Source organism: Shewanella sp. GD04112, from assembly GCF_029835735.1.
GTDB lineage: Bacteria > Pseudomonadota > Gammaproteobacteria > Enterobacterales > Shewanellaceae > Shewanella.
The window spans coordinates 2604524-2626871 of the sequence record NZ_JAOEAL010000001.1; the positions used below are offsets into that span (position 1 = coordinate 2604524).

Consider the following 22348-nt stretch of genomic DNA (forward strand, 5'->3'; position numbering starts at 1 on the left):
GGGAAAAGTTAGTAATTAAAGTTTAAGGTACTCCTCTAATTTATTCATCACAAAGATTGGGGAAGGAGACTTCACCCAAGTCTCAAGTCTTGCAGGCATCAACCCGCGCCTAAGCGAAGCTGAAAACTGTGATATTGTATCCGGTTCATCTTCGGGTAAAGAACTGATTAGTGTAAACTCAGTGGCATTTGGTCGCATTGCCTGCTTTATATCTGGTGAGAATGTTTTCACTACTTTTTCTTTGGTTTTGGGATTTGCCTGACTCACTGTTAATGTCCTGTAGCAACTTAACCCTCGTGTATATTGTTGGATTGGTTCACCAAGCGACCAATATACAGGCAAGTCTGTTGTATGCAACTTGAATAGACTGGGGGTCGTTGTAGGTTTATCATGCCCGTCGACTATTTTGTGCTGAAGTAATTTGGGTGCCTGATCTCTAACTCTGACGATTCTCAACAGAGACCACTTACTCTTAGCATGTGTGGCAAAATCAGCCACACCACTATCACCTAACCAATTCCAATAACTGCGGCAGCCTTCAGCTTTGATATATACATATGCATGAGGTGTACTTTTTTGTGCTTCATCTAAAATCGACGAGCAAAACTCTTTCACCAAGTGCTGTTTGTCACCCCATGACTTACCCAAGGACAAAGTTGCTTCAGATCTTTTTGTTAAATATTGAATAGCATTCCTAAATGGCATCCAATCTGTAATCACATTTTGAGCTGTACTATGAGCAATTTTGATTTCGGTTAATCCCGACTCTATACAAACTCTGGACGCAACGATAATCTCAGCTTTGCTCGCACGAGTCTCAGTTGTCGCGGTAAACATATTAATGCCATATAGGTACTTAGGTGCTTTTTCATCAGAATGGTAATGAGAGGTGCGTTTCGAGAGGTTCGGCAGTTTACCAAGATGTCCGAAAATCAAATCCAGCAAAGCTTGCTGAGCCTGCATAATGTATTTTTCAAGTTTGGTAGTCGAGCTGCTCCTTGTATCTGGAGGTAGCAAGTATTGAACCGGGAATCCTTGTTCACTGGAAAAAGCTAATTTAGCCGCTGGTTTGTTCACCTCGTCGTCAGGTTTAGGCCCTGAACTCGTTTCATAAAACATAGGCGCCTGGATTAGGCATATAGACGACATTGAATCTTCGGAGAGACTTTTGACGAAACCTTCCCATTGCTTCTTGCGAGCCGATTTTCGTGTGTGCTTATTTTTCACCTCACTGCTGGGTAGGTCTACCCGCGGCCCGTGAACGAGCTCGGGAAGCGAAACAGATTTTATTGTTAAGCAATCACCAAAAAGGGTATATGCAATTCGTTTGAGCACCTCCCCTTCAGCTGCAGATTGTGAAACGAGAAAAAGCGTCTGTGATTTCACGTGTTTCGTAACATTTTCATCGCTCAGATACCCTTGGATTAAGTCGGGCAAATATACTTTTGTACCGGCAGTTAATGCATCGATATCATCATATTCAAACAAAGAGGGTGGAAGGGGTTGTCCGAGATAGAGTGAGTCTGCCGCCTCAAGCTTGATATCCGTCGGTTTATCTTTGACTAACTTGCTCATATAAGTCACGTTAGAAAACGCTTTAATCGGGCTTTTGACTCGTTCAAATGCACTAAACGGTGTAAAGCCAAATTTTGACAAAATTTGAGAGATGAGATCAAATGCGTCTTTTCTATCCTTTTCGGGGACTCCAGCTCCAATTTCGTTTTTTTGATCACCTTCATTTTCATAGTCATGCACTATTCCAATGAAATCGCTTTGGTCAGAAGGCTCCTGAAACATCAAAGCCTCTGTAAATGTAAGGTCAAAGCGACGTTCCAAGGCGGAAAATGCGCTATCTGGTGTCCACTTCCAATTATTAGTTTGATTTTTTTCCAGACAAAAATGATAAGCGCGAGTACCTTCAGACTCTATGAGATATCCACTTTTTGTGAGTGCTCGGGTGTAATCATTATTTAAGCTTTCCAACCATCTGCGTTTTTTGAAGTTAATGTTGATTATTGGAGTATTATCAGTTGGCAAGGTTTCGACTGAGATTTCACAAACCAAACTGAATCGTCCCTCTTGGTGATCATTAATGGGAAGTGTCACTAATTCTGCTCGATTACCTCCGTGCCCAGCAACACGACGAACAGGTGGTAACTCAGGAAAAATCACTTCACCTTCCAGCAGAACAGCGATGTCATTGGCTGATATAGTCAAACGCTCTCCAAGAGATGGTGCCGTATCAACATGCGGGGAAATCCATGGATAGAGACAAAGTGAATCATCCGTAAAAGTTACTAACGAGGTGTTATCTGCCAAACCGTACATTTCCTCGCGGAAATGATCCGGAATATCATAGCGTTCAATAAAACCTGTCATGTCATGCTCAATCCACTCATCCAAGCATGCATAGAATCGTTCTACAGTATGTATATTTTGCTTAAACAAGCCACACAGTGATATGTCTTTGCGATATAGAGAGTGTGGTCCTAGTCCTAGATACTGATTGGTCGAAAGTAGGTTGGGCAAGCTGCCATGTAACAAATTACGTAATGCCGATGTAGGTAATGTTACATTTTTGTCTTTAGCTCCTTGTTTTATAAAGTGTTGTTCGGCCAGTTTATAGATGTCAGCAAACAAGGCCATAGCATGTGGTGTCCAATACGCTTTAGTCACCTGAACGTTCAATACTTGAGGGTATACTGGCGGACTAAATGCCATCGCGAGATCTTGTATAATGTTTTGGTCTTGTCTGTTCACTTGTTCAATATCCTTTTCGGTGCTCATTACTCTAATCCTTCCTGAAAGAAACATCCTGGCTGGTAGTTCTCTTGAACTGTTGGGTCTTCATAATCGCTTTGTCGGCTGTATAACAAATTTTCAGTTTCAACAAGAGGGTCCAGAAAAGACCTATAAAGTCTGGTATAAATGGCTGCATGTTTTGGGTCAGGATGGTTTATGCACTCGGTCAGTATATCGATAAGTTGAACTAACATACTGCTTACTGGCGTATCTTTCTCGCCATGACATGACATTTGTGCCCAAGCAGCGTCTACAAAAAAGCATTGAACTGGGCATCCATTGCGCATGCCTCTGCCTATTGTTTGCAACAACTCCACAGCAATATTGGCTGTAAATGGTTCAAGTAGCTTACCAAGACGACTGGCCATAAGAGGATTACGAAGCAATCGTCCAATTTGGAAGTAAGTTTCCTTACGACTTATTTTCAGACACTCTGCAACTTCTTCAAGACTTGCAACAGAACTGAAATTCCGTTGGTTAAACGCTTCAGAACGGCGACCAGCAATACTTACAAGCAAAGAGAGATCATCGACAGATGGATGGGGTCGCGTCAAAAAAAACAAACAGCCAATTGCCGCATCACGTGGACGCTCTCCATTTGTAAAAACGATATTTACTCCCCTACCTATAGCACCCATAGGGAAAATCAAAAGTTCTATTGAATCATCATCGCCAATTGCTTCCACCTGAGAGGCAGTAATATAACCCGTCTTACCCGAATGTTTTTCTACGTCTTTGGTTAAGGCCACCGTTTTCGATCGCCACTCAGGAAACCGCATATCAATAAACATTTTTAATTGTTCGCATTGAGCAAAGCTATTGACCACGAAAGCTGCTTTTCTTTTTTTTAATCCTGAATCAAATGTATTTATGGCATCTTCAACGACACGATTATTAAGCAGATGAAAAACCATACGTTCTAGATTATCTTTGCGCTTTTTCTCTAAGGTTTCTCCACTGTAGCGCAAATATTCTTTACCCTGTGCTGAAGCTTTGATTGGCAAAAAGACAAAGCGACTTTGAGTAACTGCTTTTTTCTTTTCGAGCCCGCGGACGATATAATCAGGCTCCTTCGTGACATGAAATGCAGGACTTTGTTCTAGGAAGCTGGTAGCACTAGTAAGCAAGACTTTAGGGTTAGAGCCTGCATTCATTTTGAATTTATGCAGGTTGTACATATATGCTCTAGGAGAGCCTGCAAATAACACATATTGAAGCCGAATATTCTTTGATCCTGCTCTGTTTCCAGATGTAGCACCTTCAGACGAGAAAAATCGTACTCCTGAAAGACCGCCAAGAATGTTGTCATTGGTATGTTTCAATAAGTCTGCAGAGCAGCGCTGGTCAATATTTAATGGCTCAATAAATCCTTGTTCTATAAGAGCATTCGCATGAGGCTCTAACTTTCGATAACCTAATATTGTGAACGACACAGCAGTTAAAAGGCGTACTTGCTGTATTTTCTGCACTACCCGATCTTCTGGGATATACGGATTGATGGTATCCAAAATCTCAGTCAGAGCATCATCTAGCCCTGCATCATGCTCCTCACTCAACCAAATCCGAAAAGCTCTAACTAATACATTATGGCGCTCTTTAACATCTTCTTTGGAAATAAACAGGCTACTAGCTATAAATGCAACATCCAAGTTCTTACCAATAACCTCCTCGGACAACCCAAGCCTGTTTATGAATGCATGGACCGCGGCACTTTCCCATAACTGCGATAACGCATCTTTTTTACGAAATAGAGAGTCACGATCAGAGGCAACTTTGACTTTTTTACTGTTATTACCTGAAATTAGTTCACCCAAAATTCTTGCGGGCGTTAATAAACTCCCTTCGTAACGAGCCATTTGTAATCGGTCAAGTGACTGGATGGCATTAACCAATAAGTGACTACAACGGCTGAAATCGAGTGTACTGACATAAAATGAGAATATCTGCGGGTCCCCAAGCGTATAATTGTGACCAGCAGCTAACTCTCTATGTCTGTTAAGTAAGTCGGCATTAAATGAATTAGCATCACCGGTCAATGACAACGTTGCAATCCCTTGCTCGTCCAAGTGACTTTGAACTTTGTCTGCTTCATCAAATATTACTACATCACTTCGTCTGGCAATTAGTTCGAAGTAGCGCATTTTTTGCGTCAACGTATGTTTTGGTACCTCAGTGTCCGCAGAAGCAATATGCCCCAACCAAACATTGGCCTCTACTAACTCTCTTGGAGCAAGCTGATAACCACACTGCGACCAAAGTGGACATAATCTTGACTGCATTTTTGCTGCACTACTTCGACTGCTCGAGTCTTCATTTTTCTCCAGAACATCTTCGCAAAATACTTCTTCAGGCACTAACCCTGCATCAAACGCTGTGGTATATGCAGGTAGCGGGCAACTTGTAGCGAAATATTTAGCCCCTGGCAAAGTACTGGCGAAACCATTGAGATGGTCTCCACTTGCCAGAGACTCTGCCAACTGATGCGCATGGCGCTTGCGGGTGTTTCTACTTCGGCCCATTAACAAACTGGCTTTTACGTCGTAACGCTGTAACGTTGTCATATACTGGCGACATACTTCTATAGAGGGAAAAAACATCACCGTCCGAAAGCCTTTTTCTGACAGCCATTTAGTTATACAAACGAGCAATGTGGTTTTTCCTGAACCTGGTAAGCCGATAAGATGTTTCATCTCATCTAGTGTAATGACTTCTGTAACTAAAAATTTTCCATCGACTTGTGGGACTTCACATATTATGTTCTTGAGTCGGTTCTCCCAATTACCAAGACGATACCCACGTTCTTTGTCAACATCATCCATTTGGCGCGCTAATTCACGTAACTCTGAAACAGGAATCTTTATAGGGTCCTTTTTGGGAGGGGATAAATCATGGTGAAGTGGAGCAACCTGTTTTGGTAATCCCTTGATCTCATATGTAAAAGATGTATTCGTGTCTTTTATTTGAATGAAGTGTTTTGCGTTACCGGGTGAGATAAACTGAACGCTGTGAGCAGAGGGTTGATATGTCATTGCTAAGTGCTGCACAGCGTCGTTAAATTCTACAGGAGGGTGATCAAAGGCAAACTCGAATTCGAGCGTCTTTTCATTGATTTTGAAAAGTCTTCTGTCTACGCTGCCCATTGTCTGATTCGAGGCATGATGTTCATTGTACCTAATGATGCATTTTCGGATTGCTGATATGTTGCTTAAGTGGAAGCATATTCGTCTGATATTAACGAGTGCTTCTTCATGACCAGACATCTGTGGTGTGCTAGCAACACTTCGATAGCCAGACAGCAGCAATGGAGCCATTTTTAAGCAAGAAGTCCCTAAATAGTGAGACATAAAAACACAAAGCCAATTGATCACATTAGGGCCTTTCCACTTGGGAACCATTACATATCCTCCAACCAGCGAACAACTTCAGCGACAGACATGAATTCAAGTTTCACATTACCGCGATAGTACCTCGCCAATATCTCTAGATACTCTCGCTGATGATGGATAAGGTTGTCGTTTACAGCGATTATTTTGTGATGATACTCTGATAACCCTCCAATCGAACCCGATAGCTTCTGAGCCAGAAAATGTGGGCTTTGATACGATTTCACATCTATGCCAACATCATATCCATCTATTGATATATCACATTGATCGCTGTTTGGGAAAAGGCTACAACTTAGACCTGTAGACTCTGCTTGATAGAATATTTTTAGTTCATCAATTGCTGGCCCGAACCAGTAAATGAGTAAATGAGGTTTGAGTATAAGTAATGAAGACGTGAGTTCAACGTTTTTTGACAAGGGTTGGTCAACTGAGAATTGACTACACTGTTTAATAGAGCAACGACCAACTCCGTGGCGTTCCATTTTGATAGGCACGCCGCAACTTTTACATACATGCAGTCTTCTGTTGATTAGGTCAGCTTCTTGTAAGGACCGATAACAAGCCTGCCGAAGAAACCTATCGGCTTTTTGAATTCTATTTTCCTTGAGGAAATCCAACAATACCGAACTTTCGACAATTGGATTCTCAGCAACAAAACGGCGAATTTGTGAATAAACTTGGTGTCGCATGGCACCAAAGCTTGTACACAGCTGTGAAAATTCTTCAAAACTGTATTTTTCTCTAAGATCAGCATCAGAGCGTATATCAGCTAACTCAATACAATCAAATGTAGGGCATCTATGGTCCGGGTCAATCAGAGATACAGTTCGATGCAAAAACGAATTTGAGCTAAACTCTGCAATACCCCACTCATCATCACCAAAAGGCTTTATGCAACGAGATAATACCTCGTGTACAGATGCGCAGTTGTCGATTTTACCATTGTTAATTCTTAGTTTTCCAAGCAAACACATGGCTTGACGTAACTCTATGGGTATTTGAGTTCCATCAACCAGCTCACCATGCTCAACCAATAGATACTGCTTTAAAACCCCTTTTGCCAACATTCGGGCTGTGAGTAACTCTTCCGTTAGTTCTAGAGTTGCTGTTATAGATTCGTCTTCACTGATTTTATCAACAGTCGTTGCTTGTTTGAACAGCTCTTCAAATTTGACAGGTTGTTCAAGGTAAAATTCTGCTTGTTTTATTGATAGTAGTGGAACTGAATCAGCTATTTGCTGAACTTTCCATCCTTCATTAGTAAGCTTGCGTGCCAATAAGCATTGAACTAAATGCCTATAGGAATATCTTTTGCTGGTTGTGGCATCGATGACACCTTTAGTACGGTAATAATTGATTGTGCGTTTACTGAATTCTCGAGCTCTGGATACACAGGAAAGAGCTTCAACATTGTTGATGGTATCAACTAAATCTTCCGCTGTGCCGGACCATTTTGCTTTGTGAGTTAGGATTTCGATCATTGATTTAACACCATTTAGTGTTATATTGAATTTGATTTAACACCATTTAGTGTTATTTCGTTAGTTAGTACATCAATTCAGCTGCAATCACACTGCTGTGAAGTTTTGCTAGTAACTACTGCAATTGCTTATTTGTGTTCCACAAACGGTATAACATAACCAAAAAATCCAGTCTGTGCAGTTCGATGAACGTTTTGTATATATGTAGACTGCTACCACTGTTTTGTGAACGTCAAAATAAGCCGCCTTTTTGCACGTGACACTCCTACAAAATAAGAGCATAAATTCGCAGCCAGCTCAGTTTCATTTTTTTAAAAGAAGATTTCGTTCTCGACGGCCATGATAATGACCGAGTCAAACTCCAAGCTTTGAATCCAGTTATAGGTTTGCCGACGCAGTTAGTTGTTGAAACAAATACTTACCCGCTGCTGATAAGATATATCTGTCTGATTTGGTCTTAAAGCAAATTCCCCGATTAACAAGCAATGAGTTCACTGACTCCGAGAGGGGCAGTTTCATTTTGCAGGCTTCCAGGATTCTCTTCTGCTCATTTATATTGCCAATGTCATCAATTTGCATACGGCTTAGCCCTGCAGTTGGGTCTAAAAGAATACCTGGTGCGATCCCAAGGGAATACACCCCTCTTAATATCACTAAAAGTAGCACTTGGATATTCGCAGCAACCTCGTTGTATTCTTCCGCCCTGTCTGTTCGGGTTACGAAAAATGATTCCTCACCGATGCTTTGGATAGTGAAGCCAAGGAGACTGTAAACGTAACGATATTTATCGATGTCATCTATCAGTGCCCGGAACTTTTGTGAAGACTGTAATTCTCCTTCAATGACCTCATATTTGTTTATTACCGCTCCGGCTATGAAATCCTTGTATATAAGCCGGGAAGCAAACACATTCAGGTCAAGGTAGTTATTGTTCATATGACGGCTTGTTTCCTTCTTATCAGGTATGACAACTTCTGTGATTTATAGATGATTTCCCCCCTTAACAGGGTAGGCTTGTAGAGCTTGCTCTCTTCTGCAAAATGCAAAGCATCAAATACGTCTTTCAACTTATAATCTTTTAGATTTTCTTTTAGAAACTGATGTATCGCCAGGTACAAATCTTGCTCTGCGGCCTGGTTACTGAAACTGGCCATAACTTGCTTGATACGTTGAATACGTTGCTTCTTTTCGAGGCGCTCCTTGGCAGATGCGGGGTCTTTAACAGGTGTCCGTTTACTGGAGTTAATAACATCAACTTTATCTAATTGACTGCGGATATACTCGTGAACATACTGCTCATCAGCGTAGTGAGGTAACTCAATCAGCGCACCCGTAAGGTTAGACGATGTCCAGCTAACCAATCCTCTAAAAGAGCGAGCAGGCTCAAATATAGGTGCGTCCGCGGGTATTCTCTTTCCTGTTAACTTGCTGTCTAATCTCGAGACAACTAATTCATGTAGTTCGTTAAACCGTAGTTCGATATTGTTGTACAACTCACGTTGCTTGCGGTCCATCTCTACATAACGATTCATGCGGCGTCGAGTGTCACCAATCACATCTGCATAGGACAGTAGCTTCATTTCAATAATTGAGATGTTCGCATACTCGATGTGAAAGCTGGTTTTGGCAAAACATTCTTTGATTTCTCGAATGAGCTTCATAGCACTCGTGCCGGCAGCCATAACTTTCTCATTTAAGAAAATGAGAGTGGGCTGTATGTTGCGTTTTGATATCTGTATTACTTCTTGCAAAGCATTACGCACCCGGTCGTTTATAACCATTTGATTGAAATCATGGCTATCCAGAATTTCAGAGAGCCTCTTGCCCCCTGTGTCAGGATTGTTGTCACCCCTAAATAATCATTATGTTTAAAGACAGGGTGCGGCAAAAGAGAACGATATGGCTCGGTATTCACCAGAACGTAAAGAAGCGATCCTTAAAAAATTATTACCTCCTCACAACTTAACGGTCGCAGAGGTCGCTCGGGAAGAAGGCATCGCGGTGCAAACCTTGTATCATTGGCGAGATATTGCCAGAAAAGAAGGTCGCCCCGTGCCAGGTAAAACATTAACAGCCGATGATTGGTCGGCTGAAGCAAAACTTGCCGTGATTATTGAAACAGCGCCGCTGTCGGAAGCGGAGATAAACCAGTATTGCCGTGAAAAGGGCTTGTTCCGCGAGCAAGTACAGCAGTGGAAACAGGATTGTTTAGCTGGTTTTCAAACCTCAGAAGTACAAACTAAAACCATTAAACAGCAGGCTAAGGCTGACAAAGCCGAAATCAAATCGCTGCAACGGGAATTGCGCTATAAGGAGAAAGCGCTGGCTGAAGCTGCTGCGTTACTGGTGCTCAGAAAAAAGCTCAATGCGCTCTGGGGGGACGACAGCGAGGAGAGCTAACCCCCTTGCCTGAGCGCATAGCATTGATTGCCTTAATCCAAGAGGCCTATACCAATGGTGCTCGCCTTTATAAGGCTTGTGCTGAAACGGGCCTCAGTAAGCGTACCTATCGACGTTGGTATCGAGAAGGTCAAGTGCAAGCTGATTTAAGGCCAACAGCAGCTCGACCAGAGCCAGCAAATAAACTCGAAGAACATGAGCGACAACAGATATTAAGTGTGTGCAATCAAGCGGAGTACGCCAGCTTACCCCCGTCGCAAATTGTGCCAACATTATTAGATAACGGGATTTATATCGCCTCGGAATCCAGCTTCTACAGAGTGTTAAATGCTCATGGTCAACTTAACCATCGTGGCCGCACTCAGGCTGCGGTCAATCGAAGCAAACCGTTGAGTTATCGGGCAGATGGGCCGAATCAAGTGTGGTCATGGGACATCACTTATTTAGCCTCAATCGTCAAAGGCCAGTTCTACTATTTGTACCTGTTTGAAGATATTTACAGTAGAAAAATAGTGGGTTACGAAGTTCATGAGCAAGAAAGTGGGGAATATGCCGCTGCGCTAATCCAACGCTGTCTGTTACGCGAGCAATGCTTTAACACGCCATTAGTGCTGCATTCTGATAATGGGGCGCCGATGAAGTCACTGACCATGAAAGCCAAGCTGGAAGAGCTTGGTATTACGGCATCATTAAGTCGGCCGCGGGTGAGTAATGACAACCCCTTTTCAGAGTCGTTATTTAAAACGTTGAAATACCGCCCACAGTGGCCGGCATCAGGTTTTAGCTGCTTAGCAACAGCAAGAGAATGGGTGGAAAAGTTTGTAACCTGGTACAACGATGAGCATAAACACAGCCAGCTAAATTTTGTCTCACCAGGGCAACGTCATGCACTGCAAGATGGCGCTATTTTAGCGAAGCGCAAGAAAGTGCTTGAGGCGGCGAAGGAAAGAAAACCGATGCGTTGGTCTACAGAGATCAGAAATTGTGAAGCGGTTGGCGCTGTAACACTCAACCCAGATAAGGCACCAGAAGAAGGCGTAATAAATGCAGCTTAATATTTAAACAAAGAGTGACAACTATCTTGAAAAACACCGCTTGGAGCTACCTTCTAGTGCTCGGACATTGTGGTCAATTTTGTTCAGTGTTTCGTGCAGAACATCCATTAAAGCGGCGAGATTTTCTTTAAAATCGAGATCTTCACGCTCGTATATCCCAGCCTTTGAGATGAAGTAATCATATAAGCGTTTGATTTGCTCGTAGATGCTGTCCAAATCGGGTTGGCCAACCTCCCGGATTCGTTTAGAGTCTAAATTCTGAATGGTTTGCAACAGCCCTCGCTGCAATGCAAACTGGCCACGCTGATCATCGACAAAACTAAGTAAGCAGCACTCATTCATGTTTTTAATCGATAGCGCCGCTCTGATACGCTGGCAATCCTGTTTACTCAACTCCTTTCTGTTCAGATAAGATTCGATAACATTCTCATAAGCTGAAACCTGAAATCCGATTACCGTTTTACTGCTGCCTGTGTAATGGTCCAGCATCGTGAAAAAGATCTCGACATGCTGGAAGATAATGACAAGTGTATTTTGTGCGTTCGTATCCATTATCAGGCACTCATCATGGCTTCATCTACGTTTTCTAATTCAGACTCAAATTCCATATTTTCCAGCCGCTCCTCCATGCCAGGGTAATAAATGGCTTCAGCTTTATTTAGTACGCCTACATCAGAGGCTTTGAAAAGAGAAAGGTCGTGATAGGTATCGAGGACGCTGGCGATTAGGCCATTTTGCTCAGGGTTTGCCACAAAAAGATAGAGATTATGTTCTTCCATAACCTTCAGGATCTCCTGAAAATTTTTCTCATCAAGACTACCAATCTCATCAAACACAACAGGCATGCTTAAACTCAAATCGTCTGGAACCAGTCGCTGTAACAACAGTGCGAGTAGCACACTGTTTATCATGCAGTTTGTCCCATTTGACTGCGGCGTGTCCTCTACAGTGTCGTTACGTACAAATTGGTACCGCACTTTTTCAATGATTTTGTCGATTTCAACCTTGCCGGTCTGTTTGTTATAAAAATTATTTTGGAAGTTGCTAATTTGGACATAGAACGACTCTGACAGTAGCTCATCTATTCTGTTGCCTATACGATTGAGTGTGCGAGTCATATCAACGTATTGAGCGTGAAGTTCAGGAACGAGCATAACGGAAGACAGATTTGATATTTTGTAGCCTTTTATCTCATCGTTAATGTTGCTGATGAAGTTGGTAATAATGCCTTCTACATTCTCAATAATGCGAGCTGCAGCGGCAGCAGTATTGTTGTGGTGAGATAACGTTTCCCTGTACTTAACTTTTGCCTGGTCAAGGTTCAGAAATACAGTTTGGAGCGCTCCATACATGTCTTCAAAAAACTGAGAGTTGGTGGTTATTTGGTGTCGCTCCTCTGGTGTAGCCGGGATAATTTGATACTGAAGAAGAAAATTCATCGTATCAATACACTCTTGCCGAACTTCCCCGACCAAAGATAACTGGGTCTTCAATGACTGAACTGACACCGCTATCTGATTTATAGGTTGGCTGATGACCTCTGAATGACGAGTCTCGAGCTTTGCTTGCTCCAGATTAAGTATTCGGCCGGAATTGCTCTCTAAATCCTCCAGACGACTAATTTGATTATTGAGCTCTCTGAGCGGGTTTCCCACCGATGTAAGTTCTTCATTTGCCAAGTTGTATCGCCGGCTTAGATTTTCGAATTTTTCACTAGCCGATTTAAACTCGCGAGTCGCTTTATCAAATTCTTCTTTCGACCGAATAACGTCTGATTCAGCTTTTGTCTTTTGAGTATTTAGTAGCTCAGTGCCTTGTAGATTTTGTTTCTGCAGACGCAGCTCCTCTAAATCTTCAGTGCATTCTTTTAGCTTTTCAGCCTGGCGTTCTTTTGACAACCTACAGTTTTGACTGATGGTCGCTCGTTGCTTTTCATCATGCTCAATCTTAGCTATCAGAACATCGATAACACTTTCCAATTCTCGTTTGATATCTGCATTATTGAATCGCTTCAAGTTAACGCCAGGCAGTATGGCGCCACAGAAATAGACTGCTTCAGCTTCAGAAGCAAATAGTGCTGCAAAAGATTGAATAACGGTTTTTTGTTCAGCGCTGGGTGTTATTTCCAACTTAGCAAAATTGTTATTAATACTCAGTAGAATCGATGCCGCGTCTGGGGTGATGGTATCGAGAAAGGATAATTTAGAGTCTATATTTTCAAGTGCCTTCCGACGTAACTCGAGCTCCTCCTTGTTGCGGTTTATCACAGATGTGAAATTTTTCATTCTCTCAATAGCTGCGGCTTGGTCTAGCAAGCTGGCGATTTCAGTTTCACAGTCTTTGATCTGTTCATCAAGCACCGCTAAAAGCGATTGATCATTTCGCGAATCTGCAGGGCAAAGAGGTAGAAGCTTACTACGACACTCTTCAACAATCTTTATAGCGGTGTCGATTTCGTGAAGCCTGTTGACTGCAGATTTATGATCGCTTTTAGCCTCAGATTCCATGCTCCTCAGACGATCATGTTCTGGTTTAAATGCCTGTAATTCCGCGTGTAAATCAGAAACAGACTTTTTAAGCGTCTCTTGTTTAGATGTCAAAGCGGTTTTGCTTAACTCTATCGACCATACAGTTTTGTTAAATGAATCTAGGAGGCTGCCGCGTAGCTGATAATATTTTGTTCGTGCTGACTGAAGTGTATCGAAAGTGCCTTTTTGCGACTCAACGAGTATAAGTCTCGCATCTTCTGTTTTCAGTGTTTGCCATTCATGAAGCTGACTATCCAAATCCAGTAAGATACCTTCACCATTATTTTTCTTCACTGCACTCATTCCTAAGCCGTCAAGAATTGAGCTTATAGCCTTAGGCAGGGATGTTGTAGAGGCATTACCCAGGCTAAATGCCATTCCCAATAAAGAACGAATGGTTTCAGTTCCACTTGTAGTAAAGCCTTTTGCCATCGGCAGCAGGCAGAAACGAGTGTCGTCGTCCTGATTAGTTGCTCTGCTGTATATTGCGTCACCAATAGTTTTACGGTCGTTAAACACTTTTGCTTTGAAGTTTGAAACCAACTGCTTCTTTATAGCAGCTATTCCTATGCCTGAGTGCAGGGTGCCGGCTGATTCGTTTAATTCGGAATCTGCATTCCAGAACAGGTGTTCGATTGAATTATATTCCTCTGGAACGGCGATTCGCTCATAACCAAGATCAGTGGTCCTGTGAAGAATCCAACAAAATCTGCCTCTGGGATTGGAGGCGCTGCATATGATGTAAGACTCAGACCCAGGAAAGTAATAAGTATATGACGATAGATCCTGATAAAACGTTCCTCCCGACTGGAATCCAAATTTGTCTTTTTGCTTTTTGAAAGAGGTTTCCGGAAGTAAGAATAACTTTAAGGCTGAAAGAGAGGACGTCTTACCGCTGTTGTTGTCAGATATTAGCGCAGCATGATGGTCAACTGGCAATCGAACATAATAGTTCGACCCACTGTTAATAAAAATGAGCTCGTGGATTTGATATTCGCTGGAAAAGCCCAGCTCGAAGGTATTATCCAAGTTATGCACGGTAGCTTTCCTGTTCAAGAGTTGTTTTGTAATAGCGAATAGCCGATATGATCCTGTCGGTTTTTGTCGATATCCCATAAACATGAGCCAAGCTTTCCAGCTCTGCTTGAGTAGCAATGCGTTTAGATCGCTTTAATCTACATTCCAGATCTGATGGTATTAGATAATGCGTTTGTTCAGCTGATAGTCCGCCAGCTAAGAGGTTAGCAAAAATCCGTAAGCCACCGAAGTCTACATCGAACAGACAGTATATTTGCCCGGTAGCAGCTTTGAGATAAGGGAGGATACGTTTGTTTGAAATGCTATTTCCAGATCCGAATACGAACTCGATGTCAGTTATTGGGCAATCGGTACCACAAAATTTATCAACAAACTGGAATGTGTCCTCTTTATTTAAAAAACACTCTTCGTTTTCAATGATCAGCACATTCGGTTTCGCAGGAAATTGAGCTTGGGTGTCATCGTTGAAAACGCATACCTTGGGTGACTCTTCACCAGCAGCCCAAGTAATCAACATAGCCCCTTTTACTGACACTGCATGGCTATTGCCGGCAACACTTGCAGAGGTGCGGTCGTTGTTTCTAGGTTTATTAAGTAGAGAGCTGATTTCTGTATAGGCGTAATCATCACGGACAGTTACTTGATATGTATCGCTTCCGTATGGGAGCACATCGAACGCCTGATTTAGCAAAGCAGAGGGAATGCCAGTTTTGACTAGGGCTCGCTCTATTTTTTTCCAATTGACCGGATTACCTGCTTCGATCTGCTTCAAAAACTTCTTTACTGCTGGTGTCATCACCGTTCACACTCATTCTATATATCATTTGATACATAGCAATCCTAGTATTTTGATTGTTAAGTGTCAATATGTCATGATTTTTCGTGCTATATATGTATCAAAAGATACTAAAGAATGGTAATATCTTTAGAAGGACTGGCCGTAACTAACTTATCTGGAACAACTGTGCGGAGCTTAATTGAGTCGTTATGACAACAACTAAAGAACTTGATCCTGTTTTAGCTGAGCGATACAGGTTTATAGATTTCCTACTGCTGTTCAAAGGTCAGCTAACTCGTGCAGAGCTGGTTAAACGATTCAGCATTGGTGAAGCTACAGCAAGTAGAACTATAGCCTCCTTTTTGGAAAAGTATCCTGAAGAGACGGAGTATTTGGGGCCAAGGTATGGTTATAGAGCGAATCCATTCTATCAACATAAATATGAGCATAACGCAGTTACAGGACTGCAATACACAGCTTACGGCACTCTTACTCAAATACTAGATGTACAACGGTATGGAATAGTCATCAATAAGTTTGCCAAGCAACTTGATGTAGCTAATGTGGCGCCTGTTTGTAGAGCTATAGTAAATAACGCTAGTTTGCACATTCAGTATGCATCTACAACCTCTGGTATTAAAGATAGAGTGGTGACCCCCCATTCTATATTTGAGGCCGGAGGGTTTTGGTATTTCCGAGCATATGATAAGTCTGCATATGAGTTTCGAACGTTTAAACTCAGTCGAGTTATCAAAGTATTCCAATTACATCCTGACTCGTCCAACGATTATTCCAAGGCTCGTGACGATAGTTGGAACCGTCAAAGAATGGTAGAACTTATGGCACATCCGAGAAATCCGATCCCAGATGCACAATTATCTGATATAGGTATTAAAGACGGTGAGCACCGATCAATCCTTGTTTCGGAGGCTTTAATAGGTTTTGTACTTAATGATATGAGAGTGGATTGCTCTACAAGCCACAAACTCAACTTTATAGAGTATCCGTTGGCTCTAAAAAATCGTACTGAACTACTTTCTGTTGAGTCTATGCAGTTTGCTCCTGGCTTTACATCGAGCACTGATAATAGAAGCAGATTGTGAGTATTATTGAAAATAACTCTTCGTAGTAATTAATTGAGTCCAAAGTTTTTCTAAAGCAATACGAACGCTTGTTCCTAGCGCCGTTTATGACCAGTATTAACGAGCATAATTGACCAGAAAGTAACTGAATGATTTATTTAACTGCGTTTAGAATATTCCTTCTAAGTTATCTGTATCAACTCTAATGGGAGTACTGAAAGGAATCAGTACCACAAGGCTCTTCAAAAAATGCCCTCATGCTCGTAAAAGGCTATGGGCTAATTGTTTTGGGGCCAGAGGTTATTTTGTCGATAGACTAGAGGTTTATGAAGAAATTATTAGGCAATATGTAAGACCTTGAACAAGAAGAACAATTATCGCTGCAAATGATTCAGGGCAAATCAAAGGTTCCCTCTAAGAAAACGGCATCTTTACAACCTTACAACATAACTTGTATTGCAAAATTATCTGCGTCTTCTAATAAAAATACTTGGTAGATAAAGAAATGGAAATAAAATAGTGTAAACAGCAGCATATAATACACTATGTGTTTTTTTGGAAGCGTAATATTTACAATACCGGTGTTTTTCAAGATAGTTGTCACTCTTTGTTTAAATATTAAGCTGCATTTATTACGCCTTCTTCTGGTGCCTTATCTGGGTTGAGTGTTACAGCGCCAACCGCTTCACAATTTCTGATCTCTGTAGACCAACGCATCGGTTTTCTTTCCTTCGCCGCCTCAAGCACTTTCTTGCGCTTCGCTAAAATAGCGCCATCTTGCAGTGCATGACGTTGCCCTGGTGAGACAAAATTTAGCTGGCTGTGTTTATGCTCATCGTTGTACCAGGTTACAAACTTTTCCACCCATTCTCTTGCTGTTGCTAAGCAGCTAAAACCTGATGCCGGCCACTGTGGGCGGTATTTCAACGTTTTAAATAACGACTCTGAAAAGGGGTTGTCATTACTCACCCGCGGCCGACTTAATGATGCCGTAATACCAAGCTCTTCCAGCTTGGCTTTCATGGTCAGTGACTTCATCGGCGCCCCATTATCAGAATGCAGCACTAATGGCGTGTTAAAGCATTGCTCGCGTAACAGACAGCGTTGGATTAGCGCAGCGGCATATTCCCCACTTTCTTGCTCATGAACTTCGTAACCCACTATTTTTCTACTGTAAATATCTTCAAACAGGTACAAATAGTAGAACTGGCCTTTGACGATTGAGGCTAAATAAGTGATGTCCCATGACCACACTTGATTCGGCCCATCTGCCCGATAACTCAACGGTTTGCTTCGATTGACCGCAGCCTGAGTGCGGCCACGATGGTTAAGTTGACCATGAGCATTTAACACTCTGTAGAAGCTGGATTCCGAGGCGATATAAATCCCGTTATCTAATAATGTTGGCACAATTTGCGACGGGGGTAAGCTGGCGTACTCCGCTTGATTGCACACACTTAATATCTGTTGTCGCTCATGTTCTTCGAGTTTATTTGCTGGCTCTGGTCGAGCTGCTGTTGGCCTTAAATCAGCTTGCACTTGACCTTCTCGATACCAACGTCGATAGGTACGCTTACTGAGGCCCGTTTCAGCACAAGCCTTATAAAGGCGAGCACCATTGGTATAGGCCTCTTGGATTAAGGCAATCAATGCTATGCGCTCAGGCAAGGGGGTTAGCTCTCCTCGCTGTCGTCCCCCCAGAGCGCATTGAGCTTTTTTCTGAGCACCAGTAACGCAGCAGCTTCAGCCAGCGCTTTCTCCTTATAGCGCAATTCCCGTTGCAGCGATTTGATTTCGGCTTTGTCAGCCTTAGCCTGCTGTTTAATGGTTTTAGTTTGTACTTCTGAGGTTTGAAAACCAGCTAAACAATCCTGTTTCCACTGCTGTACTTGCTCGCGGAACAAGCCCTTTTCACGGCAATACTGGTTTATCTCCGCTTCCGACAGCGGCGCTGTTTCAATAATCACGGCAAGTTTTGCTTCAGCCGACCAATCATCGGCTGTTAATGTTTTACCTGGCACGGGGCGACCTTCTTTTCTGGCAATATCTCGCCAATGATACAAGGTTTGCACCGCGATGCCTTCTTCCCGAGCGACCTCTGCGACCGTTAAGTTGTGAGGAGGTAATAATTTTTTAAGGATCGCTTCTTTACGTTCTGGTGAATACCGAGCCATATCGTTCTCTTTTGCCGCACCCTGTCTTTAAACATAATGATTATTTAGGGGTGACAACAATCCTGACACAGGGGGATACCCCCAATAACCTATCGTCGTAAAAGTAAACGAAACGGAGGCCGTCACAAGATAGTTGATCGATGAGATGACATCTGACTCTTGAATCGCAAGCCAGGCAAAACCTAGCATACAAGATGAGATGATCACACAAGGCAACGCATGGGCCCAAAACGCATTCAACGATGTTTTATCCATTAAAAAACCTCCCGATCACAATTCATTCTTCTCTAATCATTGAAAAGCCATGCTTAATTCCACTAAGACACTCTCTTTCTATATGCTTTTCACTACCGGCTAATGAGGCAATAGCTATACCTACCTCATTAGCCAAATCACATACATCAATATCCTTTTTAGGAAGGTCGTTTAAGGCTGTCATTAGCTTAGTAATAAACATTTCAACATCAACTCGATTTGATAGTGCGCCTTGTTCACGCAAGTAAGCATCAAGAACGGTAGGATCGGCGAGCGCAGCAGCTTTAACTTCTGCAAATGGAATTCCTTTAACTTTGTTATTCACAATTCACCTCCTTGATTTTAAACATTTTCAAAATGTTTAGGTTGCTAGATAGCGGGCTCACTAGGAAGGAGTCGAGCACCAGAATAGAGCTAATATATCCAAGAAAATAAGGTTGTCTGATTTATCTGGGGTGGCCTACTTTACACATTGAGACCCAGCATTATGTTCCCAGAGATGGCTATTATACTTGGTAAAGTTAACCGCATGGTTGCTCAACCTATAAGAGCAATAAGTTTACCGGGTTAGTAGCAAATCACATTATTGTCTAACGAAATCAATTTGTTGCCTGTAGCACATAAAACTAAAGCCCTTGATTCGGTTTTGTTGAGTAAGAGCTATTCCTTGAACCCTTTGTATAAGATCACTCCGGATGCGATAACTAAACCGAGTGTCACGAACATAATTAAGATAGACCATAGTTGTAGCTCACTCATCATATACCTCAGCCATTTTATGTTCTTCCGCGATATTGATGTTAACAATCCTCCAATGAAGGAGCAACCTAAATACCGTTACTATAGTAAACCGCCAAGACCCCCTAATCTAACTAAAAGGTATTTAGGAAATCAGTGGCTATAGACAGCTAAACCATGCCTTGCTAGTCTTTTAAACTAAAAAGTTAAATTGGGCATTGGGTTCATTTGTTATTGTTTTTTGTAAAGAAAATCAGGTGATATTTTCTATGATTTCGAGTCAAAAAAGACTATCTATACAAAAATATAAAATATTTGTAATGAATTATAAGCATCTAAACTATCTATAGAGCCTGTTATAGCTAGGTACACACTCACTCACCCACCAAAGAGAATGCATTTTTAGTAAATATAATGTGAGTTTAAGGAAAAGGTCTATCCCGAAGAGTAAGGGCGCTACAAGGCTGTCGTTAAGTGCTTTCACTAACGGAATGAGTAAGTAACAAGGGATTTTAGGCTAGAGAATACTTTCAGGCTAGTTAAGATTTTGCTGAAAGCCCTTCGTTATTAGCGCTGTCATTAGCACAGTTCTTAGCACTATTGATATTAACCTTGTGGTGCAGGTTAATCGTTTTGCTGAGCGGCTTTTTGCTGCAATAGGGCGAGCAATTCTTCATATTTGGGTCCCTGGCCAAACTGGGGTAGCGCTACCGCAAACACCACCAGCGCAAAGGCAATATAAATCGCGTACGGATGGTTCCAAAATCCTGCCAGCAACGTAAGCGTGCCTAAGATAAGCAACATAATCACCCCAACACGCACTCGCTGCGCCATCTGCACTTTTTGTTTCGCGGCAGCGATTAACGCGAGTTCCGTTTGAGTAAATGCCATATCCAATCCTTTGCAGTAAACCTATCCGATAAAAATAACCCTCAAGCACAGTTTGCACCTGAGGGCGGTTTTACTGCAAACAATTTGCTAGCGGTATTACTGAACTAACACTGCCTCGGGGATAGGCCATTGGCTGACTAACCATTCGCCCTGCCAATTTTGAATCGACACCCACAGGCTGTCCGTTGCCGCTAACTTAGCGCCGGTTATCGCATGCACATGCTGGCCATGTTTGCTGCCATGCAACACACCATTTTCGCCTTTTTGCAGGACTTCTAATGGCAAGGCCTCTGGGCCGATATTGGCATAACCTTGGCGAATATGGGCGACATCACCCTGTTCAAAGATCAACATAAAATCTTTTACGTAATCATCGTGGTGTTTGTAAGGCGCCTTTAAATCTAAGGGCATTGGCGCGATTTTAAATTCACCAAGCTGCTGGCTCGGCCAAGCGGGCGGAAAGCTTGGGCTAAGCGACTGATAGAGAAACACAAAGGGTAAAATCAAAATCAAGCCACTGAGCTTATATTTATGCTTTAGCCAAAATACCGATGATGCCATTAGCGAGCCTCCCCTATCATATCTGCGGCTAAGTCTTTGGTTTCGGCCTGTTTAAAGGCGCGGACATGGCGCAATCCCCACATCATAAAACCAGTGATCGACATCCCAGAAAGCACCAGTCCAAAGAAGAACCAAATCAATTTAGTCCAAATACCAGCTAAGGTGCCGTAATGCAGCGGATCGGCAATATGCATTAAGGTTTGCATACCTGTCATGGTTTCTGGCGAGGTAGCACTGGCAATTTCACCAGTCCATGGATTAATGCTGAGACTATAGGAATATTGATCGTAAAAAATATGATCGCCACTACCACTTAAATGGTACATATCCCGTTGATGTTCAGGCAGCATCACATAGCTTGGTTGAAAATCGGGGAAACGCTGCTTGGCTAAACTTAAGGCCTCAGTAAAAGAGACATTCGCGCTTGGCAGTTGCGTATCGCCAGCTTGCATCAAAGGCACTTGCTCGGCGGCAATCATAGGCGCATGGGATTCAATATCGATATCGGCATGCCAAAAGATGGCTTGGACTAAATACCACAGCCCTGTGAGGCTCATAATCGCGATAAACCAAATCGACCAGACGCCGGATAATTTATGCAGATCCGACAATAGAGTCTTCTTCCCTTGGGTGAGTCTAAGTTTTGGTGCAAAAAAGCTGCGCCAAAAACGTTTATAAACGATGAGTCCCGTTATCAATGAGGCAAGCATCAAAAGTGCCATAGAGCACACAAGGTAATAGCCCACGCTATAACCGCTCTGCCAGGGGAACAACAACCAACCATGTAATGAGCGCATAAAACCGATAAAGGTTAACCCTTCATTGATCTGCTGGATCTCGCCCGTATATTGATTCACATAGGCGATGGCATAGGGTTTATCGGCATCGGTAAAGGTAATGGCATTGACTAAATAAGGCTCAAGGGTCATTGCCCCCATCACTTGCGCATTTGGATACGCCTTTTCGACCACCAGCATCAACTCGTCAACGGGTTTTGCGGGTAATTCGTTAGGATTAGTCGCACGAGCCGCTGGATTGGTCAGCCAAGTCAACTCATGACTCAACACGGCCACAGTGCCCGTTAAACAGATAAAACTGAATAAAATCCAGATGGGCAAAGATACCCAACCGTGTAACATAAACCAGAAGCGATTACTTATTTTCGCCATGGGGGATTGT

Annotated in this window: 16 protein-coding genes and 1 pseudogene; 3 read left to right on the top strand and 14 right to left on the bottom strand. The window is 42.5% G+C overall.

Annotated features, from left to right (window positions below):
- Positions 1-15 precede the first annotated feature (15 nt).
- The 5 genes from N7386_RS11625 to N7386_RS11645 all read right to left on the bottom strand — a co-directional run bounded on the left by N7386_RS11625 (position 16) and on the right by N7386_RS11645 (position 9351).
- The gene (locus tag N7386_RS11625; protein ID WP_011717135.1) at positions 16-2787 is read right to left on the bottom strand and encodes an RNaseH domain-containing protein; all 2772 of its coding nucleotides are present in this window, start codon (positions 2785-2787) and stop codon (positions 16-18) included.
- Positions 2787-6197 (bottom strand): hypothetical protein, encoded by a 3411-nt coding sequence (locus N7386_RS11630; RefSeq protein ID WP_011717136.1) that lies wholly within the window; start codon positions 6195-6197, stop codon positions 2787-2789. Before N7386_RS11630 ends, N7386_RS11625 begins: the two co-directional genes overlap by 1 nt.
- Positions 6197-7669, bottom strand: a complete 1473-nt coding sequence (locus tag N7386_RS11635; protein WP_263189160.1) for a hypothetical protein — start codon at positions 7667-7669, stop codon at positions 6197-6199. The genes N7386_RS11630 and N7386_RS11635 overlap by 1 nt, the downstream gene beginning before the upstream one ends.
- Before the next feature lie 378 nt (positions 7670-8047).
- A complete protein-coding gene (locus N7386_RS11640; protein ID WP_041412645.1) occupies positions 8048-8605 on the bottom strand; it encodes a hypothetical protein in 558 nt (185 codons plus the stop codon).
- Positions 8602-9351 (bottom strand): hypothetical protein, encoded by a 750-nt coding sequence (locus N7386_RS11645; protein WP_279768605.1) that lies wholly within the window; start codon positions 9349-9351, stop codon positions 8602-8604. The genes N7386_RS11640 and N7386_RS11645 overlap by 4 nt, the downstream gene beginning before the upstream one ends.
- A 217-nt stretch (positions 9352-9568) precedes the next feature.
- Between N7386_RS11645 and N7386_RS11650 the strand changes: the two genes are divergently transcribed.
- Positions 9569-11124, top strand: a protein-coding gene (locus tag N7386_RS11650; RefSeq protein WP_086937296.1) for an IS3-like element ISSpu6 family transposase whose coding sequence is annotated in 2 segments (ribosomal slippage) — positions 9569-10031 and positions 10031-11124 — 1557 coding nt in all. Because the reading frame shifts where the segments join, the coding sequence is not laid out codon by codon here.
- 21 nt (positions 11125-11145) lie between these two features.
- Here the strand turns inward: N7386_RS11650 and N7386_RS11655 are convergent.
- From N7386_RS11655 to N7386_RS11665, 3 genes are read right to left on the bottom strand one after another with little or no spacing between them, the layout of a single operon-like run.
- Positions 11146-11676: a hypothetical protein gene (locus N7386_RS11655; RefSeq protein ID WP_279768607.1), complete on the bottom strand. Its 531-nt coding sequence runs from the start codon at positions 11674-11676 to the stop codon at positions 11146-11148.
- A 2-nt stretch (positions 11677-11678) separates the two neighbouring features.
- The gene (locus N7386_RS11660) at positions 11679-14690 is read right to left on the bottom strand and encodes a hypothetical protein (RefSeq protein WP_011717140.1); all 3012 of its coding nucleotides are present in this window, start codon (positions 14688-14690) and stop codon (positions 11679-11681) included.
- Positions 14683-15486 (bottom strand): hypothetical protein, encoded by an 804-nt coding sequence (locus N7386_RS11665; protein WP_011717141.1) that lies wholly within the window; start codon positions 15484-15486, stop codon positions 14683-14685. Before N7386_RS11665 ends, N7386_RS11660 begins: the two co-directional genes overlap by 8 nt.
- Before the next feature lie 191 nt (positions 15487-15677).
- On the opposite strand from N7386_RS11665, the gene N7386_RS11670 reads away from it, so the two are divergent.
- On the top strand, positions 15678-16571 hold the full coding sequence (locus N7386_RS11670; RefSeq protein ID WP_011717142.1) for a WYL domain-containing protein: 894 nt from the start codon (positions 15678-15680) through the stop codon (positions 16569-16571).
- A gap of 154 nt (positions 16572-16725) precedes the next feature.
- Positions 16726-16939 (top strand): annotated as a pseudogene (locus N7386_RS11675) (transposase); the annotation flags it as partial.
- 229 nt (positions 16940-17168) lie between these two features.
- Here the strand turns inward: N7386_RS11675 and N7386_RS11680 are convergent.
- The 6 genes from N7386_RS11680 to N7386_RS11705 form a co-directional block, all read right to left on the bottom strand.
- Positions 17169-18724 (bottom strand): IS3-like element ISSpu6 family transposase gene (locus N7386_RS11680; protein ID WP_086937296.1). Its coding sequence is split into 2 segments (ribosomal slippage): positions 17169-18262 and positions 18262-18724, totalling 1557 coding nucleotides; the frame shifts between segments, so codons are not numbered across the junction.
- A 27-nt stretch (positions 18725-18751) separates the two neighbouring features.
- Positions 18752-18979, bottom strand: coding sequence for a hypothetical protein (locus N7386_RS11685; protein WP_279768611.1), 228 nt, complete (start codon positions 18977-18979; stop codon positions 18752-18754).
- Positions 18980-19001: 22 nt separating this feature from the next.
- Positions 19002-19304 (bottom strand): hypothetical protein, encoded by a 303-nt coding sequence (locus N7386_RS11690; protein ID WP_011717144.1) that lies wholly within the window; start codon positions 19302-19304, stop codon positions 19002-19004.
- A 1037-nt stretch (positions 19305-20341) separates the two neighbouring features.
- A complete protein-coding gene (locus N7386_RS11695; RefSeq protein ID WP_011717145.1) occupies positions 20342-20608 on the bottom strand; it encodes a hypothetical protein in 267 nt (88 codons plus the stop codon).
- A 96-nt stretch (positions 20609-20704) separates the two neighbouring features.
- Entirely contained in the window at positions 20705-21169 is a 465-nt protein-coding gene (locus N7386_RS11700; protein WP_011717146.1) for a hypothetical protein, read from the bottom strand.
- Positions 21169-22338 carry a PepSY-associated TM helix domain-containing protein gene (locus N7386_RS11705; RefSeq protein WP_011717147.1) on the bottom strand — a complete coding sequence of 390 codons (1170 nt, stop codon included), beginning with the start codon at positions 22336-22338 and terminating at the stop codon, positions 21169-21171. The genes N7386_RS11700 and N7386_RS11705 overlap by 1 nt, the downstream gene beginning before the upstream one ends.
- Between the last annotated feature and the right edge of the window lie 10 nt (positions 22339-22348).

What these genes read in the sequence shown, in the direction of transcription:
- N7386_RS11670 (WP_011717142.1), top strand. Translation starts at nt 15,678, where the DNA reads ATGACAACAACTAAAGAACTTGATCCTGTTTTAGCTGAGCGATACAGG.
- N7386_RS11695 (WP_011717145.1), bottom strand. Translation starts at nt 20,608, where the DNA reads ATGGCATTTACTCAAACGGAACTCGCGTTAATCGCTGCCGCGAAACAA.
- N7386_RS11625 (WP_011717135.1), bottom strand. Translation starts at nt 2,787, where the DNA reads ATGAGCACCGAAAAGGATATTGAACAAGTGAACAGACAAGACCAAAAC.
- N7386_RS11640 (WP_041412645.1), bottom strand. Translation starts at nt 8,605, where the DNA reads ATGAACAATAACTACCTTGACCTGAATGTGTTTGCTTCCCGGCTTATA.
- N7386_RS11655 (WP_279768607.1), bottom strand. Translation starts at nt 11,676, where the DNA reads ATGGATACGAACGCACAAAATACACTTGTCATTATCTTCCAGCATGTC.
- N7386_RS11705 (WP_011717147.1), bottom strand. Translation starts at nt 22,338, where the DNA reads ATGGCGAAAATAAGTAATCGCTTCTGGTTTATGTTACACGGTTGGGTA.
- N7386_RS11635 (WP_263189160.1), bottom strand. Translation starts at nt 7,669, where the DNA reads ATGATCGAAATCCTAACTCACAAAGCAAAATGGTCCGGCACAGCGGAA.
- N7386_RS11685 (WP_279768611.1), bottom strand. Translation starts at nt 18,979, where the DNA reads ATGGATAAAACATCGTTGAATGCGTTTTGGGCCCATGCGTTGCCTTGT.
- N7386_RS11665 (WP_011717141.1), bottom strand. Translation starts at nt 15,486, where the DNA reads ATGACACCAGCAGTAAAGAAGTTTTTGAAGCAGATCGAAGCAGGTAAT.
- N7386_RS11645 (WP_279768605.1), bottom strand. Translation starts at nt 9,351, where the DNA reads ATGGCTGCCGGCACGAGTGCTATGAAGCTCATTCGAGAAATCAAAGAA.
- N7386_RS11700 (WP_011717146.1), bottom strand. Translation starts at nt 21,169, where the DNA reads ATGGCATCATCGGTATTTTGGCTAAAGCATAAATATAAGCTCAGTGGC.
- N7386_RS11630 (WP_011717136.1), bottom strand. Translation starts at nt 6,197, where the DNA reads ATGGTTCCCAAGTGGAAAGGCCCTAATGTGATCAATTGGCTTTGTGTT.